The 13,487-nt window shown below is 63.9% G+C and carries 11 protein-coding genes; 5 read left to right on the top strand and 6 right to left on the bottom strand.

The genetic code is table 11. The annotated features are described in order from the left end of the window. The first annotated feature begins 32 nt into the window (after positions 1-32). The 5 genes from RHEC894_RS17690 to RHEC894_RS17710 are packed head-to-tail and all read left to right on the top strand — an operon-like array spanning position 33 to position 5,360. Positions 33-860 (top strand): ABC transporter permease, encoded by an 828-nt coding sequence (locus RHEC894_RS17690; protein WP_010068312.1) that lies wholly within the window; start codon positions 33-35, stop codon positions 858-860. Beyond that, on the top strand, positions 857-1,636 hold the full coding sequence (locus RHEC894_RS17695; RefSeq protein WP_085738239.1) for an ABC transporter permease: 780 nt from the start codon (positions 857-859) through the stop codon (positions 1,634-1,636). The genes RHEC894_RS17690 and RHEC894_RS17695 overlap by 4 nt, the downstream gene beginning before the upstream one ends. Then, a complete protein-coding gene (locus RHEC894_RS17700; protein WP_085738240.1) occupies positions 1,629-2,651 on the top strand; it encodes an ABC transporter ATP-binding protein in 1,023 nt (340 codons plus the stop codon). Before RHEC894_RS17695 ends, RHEC894_RS17700 begins: the two co-directional genes overlap by 8 nt. Positions 2,652-2,655: 4 nt before the next feature. Further along, entirely contained in the window at positions 2,656-3,576 is a 921-nt protein-coding gene (locus tag RHEC894_RS17705; RefSeq protein ID WP_085738241.1) for a nucleoside hydrolase, read from the top strand. Further along, entirely contained in the window at positions 3,573-5,360 is a 1,788-nt protein-coding gene (locus RHEC894_RS17710) for an adenine deaminase C-terminal domain-containing protein (protein WP_085738242.1), read from the top strand. The genes RHEC894_RS17705 and RHEC894_RS17710 overlap by 4 nt, the downstream gene beginning before the upstream one ends. Positions 5,361-5,538: 178 nt before the next feature. Here RHEC894_RS17710 and RHEC894_RS17715 read toward each other — a convergent pair whose 3' ends face one another. The 6 genes from RHEC894_RS17715 to RHEC894_RS17745 form a co-directional block, all read right to left on the bottom strand. After that, positions 5,539-6,708 carry a M20 aminoacylase family protein gene (locus RHEC894_RS17715; protein ID WP_085738243.1) on the bottom strand — a complete coding sequence of 390 codons (1,170 nt, stop codon included), beginning with the start codon at positions 6,706-6,708 and terminating at the stop codon, positions 5,539-5,541. A 93-nt stretch (positions 6,709-6,801) separates the two neighbouring features. Continuing rightward, positions 6,802-8,307, bottom strand: coding sequence for a tripartite tricarboxylate transporter permease (locus tag RHEC894_RS17720; RefSeq protein WP_085738244.1), 1,506 nt, complete (start codon positions 8,305-8,307; stop codon positions 6,802-6,804). Between the two features lie 9 nt (positions 8,308-8,316). Then, positions 8,317-8,778: a tripartite tricarboxylate transporter TctB family protein gene (locus tag RHEC894_RS17725; protein ID WP_085738245.1), complete on the bottom strand. Its 462-nt coding sequence runs from the start codon at positions 8,776-8,778 to the stop codon at positions 8,317-8,319. A gap of 203 nt (positions 8,779-8,981) precedes the next feature. Further along, positions 8,982-9,965: a tripartite tricarboxylate transporter substrate-binding protein gene (locus tag RHEC894_RS17730; protein ID WP_085738246.1), complete on the bottom strand. Its 984-nt coding sequence runs from the start codon at positions 9,963-9,965 to the stop codon at positions 8,982-8,984. Between the two features lie 228 nt (positions 9,966-10,193). Continuing rightward, on the bottom strand, positions 10,194-11,528 hold the full coding sequence (locus RHEC894_RS17740; RefSeq protein ID WP_085738248.1) for a sigma-54 dependent transcriptional regulator: 1,335 nt from the start codon (positions 11,526-11,528) through the stop codon (positions 10,194-10,196). Continuing rightward, on the bottom strand, positions 11,525-13,399 hold the full coding sequence (locus RHEC894_RS17745; protein WP_281069162.1) for a sensor histidine kinase: 1,875 nt from the start codon (positions 13,397-13,399) through the stop codon (positions 11,525-11,527). Before RHEC894_RS17745 ends, RHEC894_RS17740 begins: the two co-directional genes overlap by 4 nt. Positions 13,400-13,487: the final 88 nt, after the last annotated feature.

Raw genomic sequence — 13,487 nt, forward strand, 5'->3', positions numbered from 1 at the left:
GCCTGCTCTCCCGTCCGGTTGAAAGGCGCCTCATGTTTCAGAACCGCACAGAAGCCCTGGCGCTTGCCCTGCCGGCAGCCATCTTTGCGACCCTGGTGTTTCTGCTGCCTGTCACCATTCTGCTGTCGGAAGGCTTCCGCGCCGGCGGTGCCTGGACACTGTCGGCCTATGCCAATTTCTTTTCCGCCACACTGAATCGCACCGTTTTCCTGCGAACCTTCCGGCTCGGCCTCGAAGTGACCGCCGTCTCGGCGATCATCGGTTATGCCGCAGCCTTTGCCATCGTCAATCTGCCGCCGAAGGGCAAGGGCCGCATGATCGGCCTCATCACCCTGCCGCTGATGATCTCGCCGGTGGCGCGCACCTATGCCTGGATCGTCATTCTCGGCCGCACCGGCATCGTCAACCAGGCGATAACGGGCCTGGGCCTCAGCGCCGAGCCGCTGCGGCTGCTGTTTACCGAGACCGCCGTCTTCATCGGCCTCCTGCAGCTCTTCCTGCCGCTGATGATCCTGTCGCTGATCAGCGCGCTCGAAAACATGCCAAAGGATGCGATCCCGGCCGCCCGTGTGCTCGGCGCCAACTGGTTCCAGGTGTTCTGGAAGGTCATCCTGCCACTGACCAGGGAAGGTCTCGTTATCGGCGGCACGCTCGTCTTTACCGGCTCGCTCACCGCCTATATCACCCCCGCCGTCCTCGGCGGCTCCAAGGTGCTGATGCTCGAAACGCTGATGTACCAGCAGGTTTCCGTCGCCAATGATTTCGTCTCGGCGAGCGTCATCGCCTTCATTCTGATCGTCATGAGCTTTGCCGCCAACATCCTGCTAAAACGCCTGGCAACGGCGAGGAGCCGCCGATGACCCTACGGCTGTTTTCGCCTGTTGTGCTCTTGCTGCTGCTGATCTTCCTGATCGGCCCATTCCTGATCATCATTGCGGCTTCGTTATCATCAGGCGATACGCTGGCCTTCCCGCCGCAGGGGCTGTCGCTGCGCTGGGTGATGAAGGTCTTCACCATCGAGAGCTTCCGTGACAGCTTTGCCATGTCGATGTTTCTCGCCGTCTTCGGAACGCTCGCAGCCCTCGTCCTCGGCATCCCGGCCGCCTACGCGCTCTCCCGCTACCGGCTGCCCGCGGCCGAAACTGTCCGCACGATCGTTTCGCTGCCGATCATCGTCCCCGGCATCATCGTCGGCCTGGCGCTGCTGCGTTATCTCGTCGTGCCCTTCGGCTTCGATATCACCCTGGCGCTGTTCTTTTCCCATACGGCCCTGGTGCTGCCCTATGCCGTGCGCGTCGTTTCGGCGAGCCTCGACAATCTGCGCTCGGATATCGAGGAAGCGGCCGTCCTGCTCGGCTCCTCCAGGCTCGGCGCCTTCTTCCGCGTGGTGATACCGAATATCCGCGGCGGCATTCTTGCCGCCTTCATCCTCGGCTTTGTCACCAGCTTCAATCAGGTGCCCGTCTCGCTCTTCCTCTCCGGCCCCGGCGTCCGGACGTTGCCGATCGACATGCTGGGTTACATGGAAACCACCTACGACCCCTCCATTGCGGCGCTCTCCGCCCTTCTCGCCTTCCTGTCGATCGGCATCATCTTCCTCGCCGAACGCTTCCTGGGATTTTCGCGATATGTCTGATGCCTACCTTCAACTCGACAAGCTGACGCTCGCCTATGGCGATACGGTCGCGGTGAGAGACCTCGACCTCGCCATCGGCAAAGGCGAGCTCGTTGCCCTTCTCGGCCCCTCCGGCTGCGGCAAGACGACGACGATGCGTGCGATCGCCGGCCTGCTGACGCCTGCCTCCGGCCGCATCCGGCTCGACGGCGCCGATATCACCCGCATCTCCGCCAACAAACGCGCCATCGGGCTCGTCTTCCAATCCTATGCGCTCTTTCCGCATCTGACAGTCTATGAGAATGTCGCCTTCGGCCTGCGCCTCAAGGGCATCTCGGGCGCCGATCTCGATGCCCGCGTCGGCGCCGGCCTGAAATCCGTCGGGCTCATCACTTTCGCCGGCCGTAAACCCGCCGAACTCTCCGGCGGTCAGCAGCAGCGCGTGGCCCTCGCCCGCTCGATGGTGATGGAACCGAAATTGCTGCTGCTCGACGAGCCGCTCTCCAATCTCGACGCCCGCCTACGCTTGGAAATGCGGGCCGAGCTGCAGCGTGTTCAGAAGGAGACGGGCGTCACCATGATCTTCGTCACCCATGACCAGGTCGAGGCCTTGGCGCTCGCCGACCGCATCGTCGTCATGCTGAACGGCGCCATCGAACAGATCGGCACGCCGGAAGAGATCTACAACAATCCCGCCTCTGCCTTCGTCGCCGACTTCGTCGGCTTCGAGAATGTCTTCGCACTGAAAGACGATAAGCTTGCGACGCCGAACGGCCCGACAGAGCTTTCCGGCCCGGTGCCCGAAGCTGCAGGGCTCGCCTGGCGTCCGCGCATGGTGAAGCTTGGTTCCGGTCCTTTTCAGGGTACGGTGCGAGGCACCTCTTTCGCCGGCAACAGCCGTGAATATCTCCTCGATACACCGCTCGGGCCGATCAAGGCCGAGATCGACGCAGGCCTGCCGCTGCACGAGATCGGCAACGCGATCGCCTTCGACCTGCCGGTTGCCGGCGCAGCAAGCCTCAAACGGTTCGGGTGAAATCATGGGCGTCTGGATCGACACCGATATGGGCTTCGACGACATCGCCGCCATTCTGGTCGTGGTGCAGTCGGAATTCGAAATCGACGGCGTATCGCTGGTCTTCGGCAACGCGCCGCTGCCGCAGGTGAGAAGAAACGCAGCCGGCGCCGCCAGCGCCTTCGGCTGGACCTTCCCCATCCACACTGGCCGCGCCATGCCGGTTCTCGGCAAGCTCGAAACCGCCCAGGCGATCCTCGGCACAACCGGTATCCCGACGTCAGGCAAGGGCCTGCCGGAGGCGCCCACGCTTGCCGAAAGCGATGCTTTTACAGCGCTCTGCCGCTGGCTGGAGCGTGATGGCCAGCACCGCATCCTGGCGCTCGGCCCCCTCACCAATATCGCCGCCGTGGCGCTCGCCCGGCCGGATCTTACCGCCCGCATCAGCGACCTCGTCTGGATGGGCGGCGCTGTCACCTCGGGCAACCACACGGCGTCTGCCGAGTTCAACGCGCTGGCCGATCCCGAGGCGCTGGCGATCGTTATCGCCCATGGGCTGCCACTGCGCATGGTCGATCTCGACCTCTGCCGCAAGGTGCTGGCAAGGCCGGAGGATGCCGAGCCGGTGCGCAATGCCGGCGGTGGCAATGCCGAGCTCATCGGCGACATGTTTTCCGGTTATATAAATATCGCCACCAGCCGCGGCCGCCCAGCCATGGCGATCTACGACCCCTGCGCCGCCATCGCCTTCGTCGCTCCCGATATCGTCGGATTCCGCCCGGCGCGCATCGACGTCGAGCTGCAGGGCGCCTTCACCCGCGGCCGCACCGTCGTCGAGACCCGTGCCACCCACGCGACCTTCAATGCGCACTTCGCCGCCGAGATCGATGCCGATAAGGCACGCGCGATCATTCTCGCCGCCCTGGTCTACGAGGCCCGCAAATGAACGCCACTCCTCGCCAGGAACCCGCCGATCTCTACGATCCTGTTTTGCGCGCACGCGCCGTCGCGGCTGCACGCGGTGACGCTCCCTTCGACGTGCTGATTACCGGCGGCCGGCTGCTGGACGCGGTGACGGGCCTGATCCGGCATGCCGATATCGGTCTCGTCGGCGCGCTGATTGCAAGCGTCCACGCGCCGGCAAGCCGCGCGGATGCAGTCGAGATCATCGATGCGGCAGGCAGCACACTGACGCCCGGCCTGATCGACACGCATATGCATGTCGAAAGTTCGATGGTGACGCCGGCCGAATATGCAAGTGCGGCCCTGCCACGCGGCGTCACCACCATCGTCTGGGATCCGCATGAATTCGGCAATGTCCACGGCCTCGACGGCATGCGCTGGGCGATCGAGGCGGCGCGCGCGCTGCCGCTGCGCACGATCCTGCTCGCCCCTTCCTGCGTACCGTCGGCACCCGGCCTGGAACTTGCCGGCGCCGTTTTCGATGCCGCCGTCGTCGCTGAGATGCTGCGCTCCTCCGTCGTTGGCGGCGTCGCCGAAGTCATGAACATGCGCGGCGTCATCGACGGCGATCCGCGCATGACCAATATCGTCAACGCCGGCCTTGCCTCCGGCAAACTCGTCTGCGGCCATGCCCGCGGCCTCGAAGGCGCCGGTCTCAACGCCTTCATGGCAGCGGGCATCACCTCCGACCACGAACTCACCTCCGGCGCCGATCTCGCCGCCAAACTTGCCGCCGGCCTGACGATCGAGCTGCGCGGCTCTCATGATCATCTGCTGCAGGAATTCGTCGAGGTGCTGAACGGTCTTGGCCACCTGCCCCCGACCGTGACACTCTGCACCGACGACGTCTTTCCCGATGAACTCTGCCAAAGCGGCGGCCTCGATGACGTCATCCGCCGCCTGGTGCGCTACGGCATGAATCCGGAATGGGCGCTGCGTGCCGCGACCTTCAACGCCGCGGAGCGTCTGAAACGCTCCGACCTTGGCCTGATCGCCGCCGGCCGCCGCGCCGACATCGTGTTTTTCGAAGACCTCGAGGAATTCCGGGCGCAGCTGGTCATATCGGGCGGCCGCATCGTCGCCCGCAACGGCAGCATGCAGGTTGACGTCCGGCATCTCGATCCGGCCCCGCTGGAAAATTCGGTGAAGCTCCCGCAACTCGGCGAAAATGATTTCCGCATTGCGTCGAGAGGTGAGCGCGTCCGCGTCGCCACAATCGACTGTCCGCGCTTCACGCAATGGGGCGAGGCGGAAACAGAGGTCAGAGACGGCTTCGTCGTACCGCCGGCGGGCAGCGCGATGATCGCCGTCGCCCATCGCCACGGCAAGGCCGACGGCGCCCCGCGCATCGGCTTTCTCACCGGCTGGGGCGAATGGCGCGGCGCCTTCTGCACCACCGTTTCGCATGACAGCCACAACCTCACTGTCTTCGGTGGCAATACCCGCGACATGGCGCTCGCCGCCAACGCGGTCATATCAGCCGGCGGCGGCATGGCCGTCGCCAAAGACGGAAAGATCGAGGCGCTCCTGCCGCTGCCGCTCTCCGGCCTGGTGACCGCCGCCTCGCTGAAGGACACCGCCCTGAGCTTCGCCAACATCCGCAAGACCATGGAAAAAATCGTCGACTGGAAACCGCCCTACCGCGTCTTCAAGGCCTGCTTCGGCGCAACGCTGGCCTGCAATGCCGGCCCGCACCAGACGGACCGGGGAATTGCCGACGTGGTGACGGGCAAGGTACTGGAAAGCCCGGTGTTGGAGGTTTTGTAGGTCTGGACGCACAGACCATAAAGTGAGGGATTGCCGTGCAGCCCCCTCATCCGACCCTTCGGGCCACCTTCTCCCCGAAGGGTAGAAGGGGGAATCGAGACGTTGCGACAAGTCCCTTCTCCCCAGCGGGGAGAAGGTGCCCGCAGGGCGGATGAGGGGGCCGCAACCGCAGTTCTAGCTACGCCTTCAACTCCCGCTCTACCAACGCTACCCAATAAGCCGCGCCATAACCAAGCGCCTCATCATTGAAATCATAGGCGGTGTTGTGGTGCAGCGCGCCGTCCACCGCCGGCCCGTTGCCGAGCCATACATAACAGCCCGGCGCCTTCTGGGCGAAGAAGGCAAAGTCGTCGCCTGCCGTCGACGGCGGAAAGTTTGTCCGCACTTTTTCACCAAAGACGGTGCCGGCAGCAGTAAGCGCCCGGGCGGTCGCATCCCCATCATTGACGACGGGCGGAATGCGCCGCTCGAAACGATAATCGGCCGATATGCCGTACATGGCAGCCGTTCCGCTAGCCAACCGGCCGATCTCGCGCTCCAGCTGATCGCGCACATCGGGCGAATAGGCCCGCGCCGTCCCGCCGATCTCCACGATATCGGGAATGACATTTAAAGCCTTCGGATCACCCGCCTGCAGGAAACAGGCGCTGACGACGGCCGGCTGCAGCGGATCGACCACGCGACCGACGATCGTCTGCAGCGATGCCAGGAAGGTGCCTGCCGCCGTGATCGGATCGCGGCCGAGATGCGGCTTGGCGCCGTGCGTGCCGATACCGCGAAAGGTAATGCGCCAGCTATCGGAAGACGCAAGCTGCGGCCCTTCGACGACGGCAATCTCGTCGACCGCAAGCCCCGGCATATTGTGCAGGCCATAAACGGCATCGCAGGGGAAAAGCGTAAACAGCCCCTCCTCCACCATGCGCTTCGCCCCGCCGCGCCCCTCTTCGGCCGGCTGGAAGATGAAATGCACCGTGCCGGAAAAATTCCGCGTCGCCGCAAGATGCCGGGCGGCACCCAGCAGCATCGCCGTATGGCCGTCATGACCGCAGGCATGCATCTTTCCGGGCACTGTCGATTTATAAGGCCGCTCCGCTACTTCAGGCATGGCCAGCGCATCCATATCGGCCCTGAGCCCGACCCTGCGCGTGCCGTTGCCGATCCGGAGCGTGCCGACGACACCGGTGCCGGCCAGCCCGCGATGCACGGCGACGCCGGCCTCTTCGAGAAGCCTCGCGACGATGCCGCCGGTGCGCTCTTCCTCGAAACCCAGTTCGGGATGGGCATGCAGATCACGGCGCAAGGATGTGAGGAACGGCAGATCGGCGCTGATCCGGGCAGGAATGCTCATGGGCCTGGATATCCTGTCATGCGAAACGGGCGCCCAACCGGCGCCCGCGTCAGATCATTCCTTGTTGATCAAACAGACTACAAGTTCAACCCCTCAGGCTTCTTCGACGAACACCTCTTCACGCTTCTTCTTGACGCTCGGCAGGAACACGACGATGAGCACCGCAAGCGCAATCGCCAGAAGCGTGGCGCTGATCGGCCGCGTGATGAAGGTTGTCGGATCGCCGCGCGACAGGATCATGGCGCGCCGCAGGTTCTCCTCGAGCAGCGGCCCGAGCACGAATCCGAGCAGCAGTGGCGCCGGCTCGCAGCGAAGCTTTGCCAGCACGTAGCCGATGAGCCCGAAGAAGGCGACGGCATAGAGATCGTAGACATTGGCGTTGACGCTGTAGACCCCGATCGAGCAGAAGGCCATGATGACCGGGAAGAGCACATAATAGGGCACGGTCAGCAGCTTCACCCAGAGCCCGATCAGCGGCAGGTTCAGAATGACGAGCATCAAATTGCCGATCCACATCGAGGCGATGATGCCCCAGAACAGCGCCGGCTGCTCGGAAGCGACGTTCGGCCCCGGCACGATGCCCTGGATGATCATCGCGCCGACCATCAGCGCCATGACCGGGTTGGCCGGAATACCGAGCGTCAGCAGCGGAATGAACGAGGTCTGCGCCCCGGCATTGTTGGCCGATTCCGGTCCGGCGACGCCGGCGACCGCACCTTTGCCGAATTCTTCCGGCGTCTTCGACATGCGCTTCTCCACCGTATAGGAGGCGAAGGAAGCAAGGATGGCGCCGCCGCCCGGCAGAATGCCGAGCGCCGAACCGATCGCCGTGCCGCGAACGACGGGCGCGATCATCTCCTTGAATTCCTGGCGGGACGGCAAGAGGCCGGACACCTTGGCCATCAGCACCGTGCGGGTCGACTCGCCCTCGAGGTTACGCAGGATCTCCGCCACCCCGAAGACGCCGACGGCGAGCGCCACGAAATTCAGCCCGTCGGCATATTCGCGAATGCCGAGCGTGAAGCGCGGCGTGCCGGTATAGATGTCGGTGCCGACGAGGCCGAGCAGCAGCCCGAGCGCCACCATCGCCAAGGCCTTGACGACGGAGCCGTGCGCCAAAGCGATCGAGGAGACGAGGCCGACGATCATCAGCGAAAAATATTCCGCCGAGCCGAATTGCAGCGCGATGGCGGTGAGCGGCGGCGCGAAAACCGCAACGAGGAAGGTCGAAACCGTGCCGGCGAAGAACGAACCGAGCGCGGCGATCGCAAGTGCTGCCCCCGCCCTGCCCTTGCGCGCCATCTGATAGCCGTCGATTGCGGTGACGGCGGAGGAGGATTCACCCGGCATGTTGATGAGGATCGCCGTCGTCGAACCACCATACTGGGCGCCGTAATAGATGCCGGCCAGCATGATCAGCGAAGAGACCGGTTCGAGCTGGAAGGTAATCGGCAAAAGCATGGCGATCGTCGCCGTGGCGCCGATGCCGGGCAGCACGCCGATCAGCGTGCCGAGCAGCACGCCGATCAGGCAGAAGAGCAGGTTGTCCAGCGTGCCGGCTGTCGCAAAACCAAGGGCGAGATTGCTGAAAAGATCCATCATCGCCTCCTAGAACCGGACCCAGGGGCCGAAGCGCTCGAACGGCAGGCCGAGCCCGTAGCTGAAGACCGCCACGGAAAAGACCGTCAGCAGCAGCGAAAGGATGATCGCGGAGAACAGGTTCATCTTTTGCGATGCGAAACAGGCGATGAAAGCGGTGACAAACAACGCCGGCGCAAATCCGAGCCCGCGTACCGTCAGCCCGAAGAAGACCGGCGCCGGCAGGATGAAGATCATGCCGCGCCAGGCCAAGGCGCCGACCGGCTCCCCCTCGACGCGCAGCGCCTGAATGAAGATGATCGCGCCGAGAAACACGAGCACGCAGGCAAGCACCAGCGGAAAGTAGCCAGGCCCCATGCGTATTGCCGTACCGAGGTCGAGCCCCAGAGACTGGAAGGCGAAAAAAGCGCCGGTCGCGACGAAAAGCGCGCCGCAGATCGCATTGGTGCTATCGAAACTGATGGATTTCATGATGTCCCCTGGGGTTGGAGATGGTTCGTAACGCGCTGCTGCCGCGACTGCCCCTCATCCGCCTGCCGACACCTTCTCCACGCAAACAGGGAAAAGCACACATGCCGCAAGCCTCTCACCTTATCCGCGAGTGCTCAGGGCAGGTCCCTCTCCCGTTTAAGGGAGAGGGTTAGGCTGAGGGGCTATTCCTGGCACATCCCTCACTAGTCCGCATATTCCCCGGCAGCCTCGATCACCGGCTTCCAGCGGGCGATCTCGCTTTCGAGCTTGGCTTTCAAAGCAGCCGGCGTCGCATCGGCGTCGGAGGACGGCGCCGTGCCGAGTTCGGCGAAGCGGGCGCCGACATTCGGGTCTTTCAGCGCAACCTGCAGCGACTTCGACAGACGTTCGTTGATTTCAGCTGGCGTGCCTTTCGGCGTATAGATGCCATGCCATATGCCGACTTCGAAGCCCGGCAGGCCGGCTTCGACAGCCGTCGGAATATCCTTCAGCACGTCGAGGCGCTTCGGCGAGGTGACGGCATAGGCCTTGATGGTGCCGCCCTGGATCTGCTTCGTCGTATTGGTGGTCTGGTCGCACATGATATCGACCTGGCCGCCGAGCAGATCGGTCATAGCAGGGCCTGTTCCCTTGTAGGGAACGGTCGTGAGCGGGGTCTGGATGGCGCTCATGAACATCATGCCGCAGAGATGCGAGGCCGCGCCGATGCCGGCATTGGCAACCGTCACCTTGTCCTTGTTGGCCTTGACATAATCGATCAGCCCCTTGAGGTCGGCCGGCTCGAAGTCCTTGCGTGCGACGATCGTCATCGGCACCTCGGTGACGAGGCCGACATAATCGAAAGCGCCGAGCGTGTCGTAGGCGAGCTTGCGGTAGAGGGTAGCGCTGGTCGCCATGCCGATATGGTGCAGCAGGATGGTGTAACCATCGGGGTCGGCGCTCGCCACGCGGCCGGCGCCGAGCGTACCGCCGGCGCCGCCGACATTTTCGACGACGATCTGCTGGCCGAGATCCTTCGACATGGATTCGGCGACGAGGCGCGCAACCGTATCGGTCGGGCCGCCGGCCGCAAACGGGACGACCATGGTGATGGTGCGTTCCGGATAGGTCTGCGCCGAAGCGGCACCGGCGAGAAGAGAGACCGCGGCAGCTGCGGTCAGGCCGAGCATGGCCTTCAGGATTTTCATCGTTTCCTCCCTGATGAAACAAACAAGCCCGCCGACACTCCTCCGCGCCGGTTCGGATTGCCTATTTGCCGCCGGGAAAAATCGAGCCGCAATCATCGACACCGCTTTTGGAAGACGATTCTGCAACGGTGCGAAGCAGCATGGGTCGATTTGGAAACAAACGGCGGCTGCGATGGGTGGAAATCCACCCATCGCATCTGGCGAGGAAGCGCAGCCCGCCGGCGAAGACTAACCTTCGGTGATCATCATCCGCTTATCCAGGCCGTATTTCTGCATCTTTTCGTAAAGCGTCTTCCGGGAAATACCGAGCGACTCGTAGACCGGTTTGAGGCTGCCACCATGCGCGACCAGTGCACTGGCGATGACCCCTCGCTCGAATTCGGCGACCCGCTCCGCAAGCCCCGTCGCCTCCTCGGCCTGCCGTCCGCCATTATCGAGGCCGAGGACCAGGCGGTCGGCAGCGTTCCTCAGTTCCCGCACATTGCCGGGCCAGTCGCGCTGGGCGATGTCGGAGATCACCTCCGGCAGCACGGTCATCTCGTCGCGGCCGTAGCGCGCAGCCGCTTCTCGCACCAACTGCAGGAAAAGCAGCGGAACATCCGCCCGCCGCTGCGACAGCGACGGCACATGCAGCGTTGCGACGTTCAGCCGGTAGAAGAGGTCGGCGCGGAAGCGCCCTGCAGCCACCTCCGCTTCCAGGTCGACTTTGCTCGTCGCGATGAAGCGGACGTCGAGCGCCACGATTTCGTTCGATCCGAGCCTGGAGATCACCCGCTCCTGTAGCACCCGCAGGAATTTCGCCTGCAGGTCGAAGGGCATGGAGCTGATTTCGTCGAGCAGGATGGTGCCGCCGCGCCCATGTTCGAACTTTCCGTAGCGCGGTCTCACCGCCCCCGGAAAGGCACCGATCTCATGGCCGAAGAGCTCGCTCTCGATCAGGTTTGCCGGCAGCGCGGCGCAATTGATCGCGATGAACGGCCGGCTCGCCCGGGCACTGATATCGTGCAGCGCGCGCGCCACCACTTCCTTGCCGGCCCCGGTCTCGCCGACAATGAGCGTATCGGCATCGCTGGCGCCGATCGCGCGGATGCGGTAGCGCAGATCCACCATCACTTGGGTGCGCCCCGGCAATCGCGCCTCGATGTCGTCGCGTTTGCCGGCGACTGCCTTCAGCAGCCGGTTTTCGAGCACGAGACCGCGCCGCTCCATCGCCCGGCGGATGACGCCGGCCAGCATCTCCGGCGTGAACGGTTTCTCGATGAAATCATAGGCGCCTTCGCGCATCGCCTTCACCGCAAGCTGCACGTCGCCGTGGCCGGTAACGAGAATGACCGGCACCTCCGGATCGATCTCACGGATCTTCTGCATCAGCGTCATGCCGTCCATGCCGGGCATGCGGATATCGCTGACGACGACGCCGGGAAAACTGTAGCCGATCAGCTCAAGCACGTGATCGCCGTTCGAAAAGGTCTCGACGCTGAAGCCGGAGAGCTCCAGCGCCTGCGCCGTCGAGCGGCGCAGTTCCTCCTCGTCGTCGACAAGCAGGATCTTCGCATCATTCATTCCGCCGCCTCCGGCATCAGCCCTGCTGCCGATTGCAGCTCGATACGGAACACCGCGCCGCCTTCGGGATGATTGGCGGCGGTCAGGCTGCCGCCGAAATCCTTGACGATGTTGTAGGAGATCGAAAGCCCCAAACCGAGCCCCTTGCCGACACCCTTGGTCGTGAAGAAGGGATCGAAAATGCGCTCGGCGATTGCCGCCGGCACGCCCGGCCCGTGATCGCGTATCGTCAGCACCACCTTGCCGGCCGCCTCGAAGGCCGAAACCTCGATACGCCTGTCATCCAGCCCTTCCACCGCATCGGCCGCATTGGAAATCACATTCACCAGCACCTGCTGCAGGCGCACCGAGCCGGCGCGCACCACCGGCGGCCGGGTCCCCAGATCGAGCCGGAGCTCGGCGTCAGCCGCCTTCAGCCGCCAGGCGATGATCTCCAGCGTGTCGCGCATCGCCTCTTCGAGGGGAACCGGCCCGAGCTTCTCGTTCGGTTTGCGGGCGAAGTTGCGCAAATGCCGGCTGATCGCAGCCATGCGGTCGATCAGCCCGCCGATCCGCCTTATATTATCGCGCGCCTCCTCCGTCCGGCCGCGATCGATCAGAACGGAAGCGCTGTCGGAATAGGTCTTGGCGGCGGCGAGCGGCTGGTTGAATTCATGCGAAAGCGCAGCCGACATCTGCCCAAGCCCGGCAAGCTTGCCCGCCTGGATGAGATCGGCCTGCGTCTGGCGAAGCTGCTGCTCGGTCAGTCGCCGCTCTGATATCTCTTCTTCGATGCGGCTGTTGACGCGGGCAAGGTCGGCCGTACGTTCTTCGACGCGCCGCTCAAGCTCGTTGCGGGCGTCGGCCTGCAGTTGCATGCGTTCCGCCAGCCGCGCCCGCCGCTGGCGCAGAACCGCGACCGCGAGCCCGGCAATGCAGAGGATCAGAAAGACAGCCGCAAGCGCCGTGCGCGCCTGCGCGCGGATGGAACTCGTCTCCATCAGCACGTTCACCGTCCAGTCTTCGGCCGGCATGTAGTGCGACAGCACCAGATATTCGCTGGAGCCGCGCTCGCCGGCAAGCGTCATCAACTCGTGCGGCTCAAAGCGCTGGCGGGTCACCGGCAGCGCCGTCAGCCTGGCATTGGCATAGCGCCGCGAAGCTTGCGTGCGTGCAACCCGCTCGGCCGTCAGCGGCAGAATTGCGCCGTAGAGCCATTCCGGGCTGCCGGACATGAAGATGATGCCCTCCGGATCGGAGACGAAGATCTTGTATTCCCCGCCGCTCCAGGACGATTCGATCATGTCGATATCGACCTTGAAGACGATGACACCGCGAATATCCGCGTCGACCCTTATCGGCGCGGCGAAATAATAGCCACGCTTCAGCGAGGTTGTGCCGAGCGCGTAAAACCGCGCCTGCCGGCCTTCGATCGCATCCTGAAAATAAGGCCTATAGCTGAAATTCTGTCCGACGAAGCTTCCCGGTCCATCGTAATTGCTCGCCGCGATCGTCTCCCCGTCCGGCTTGACCACATAAATGTCGGAGGATTTCAAGAGCCCGTTGATCTCCTTGAGATAGAGATTAGCGGCATCGCGTAGGGCGATGTCGTCGGGCGCGCTGACCAGTTCCTTGATATCGTCGTGATCGGCAATCAGCGCCGGTAGCGCCTCGTAACGGTTGAGGTGACCGCTGAGCGCCGAGACGGCAAGGCGCAGTGCCGTTCCTGCCTGCGCCGAAGCTTCCCCCATATAGGCACGCGTCGCGATCGCGCTTCCGTAGGTGAAGAAAGCGAAGATGATCACCGGCACCAGCAGCAGCGCCGCTATCGCACGATATCGCAAAGACAGATCCGGCTCCTCCCCTTCTGCCTTCACTCCCCAGCAAGGCATGCCCGACGGGGTTAGTTTAATGAGGCAAGCGAGGATTTCCAAGAGCTCGCCGAAACTTGACACTCGGCTGAGGCGGATGTCCTATTGC

This window comes from Rhizobium sp. CIAT894 (assembly GCF_000172795.2).
In the GTDB taxonomy this organism is placed as follows: Bacteria; Pseudomonadota; Alphaproteobacteria; order Rhizobiales; family Rhizobiaceae; genus Rhizobium.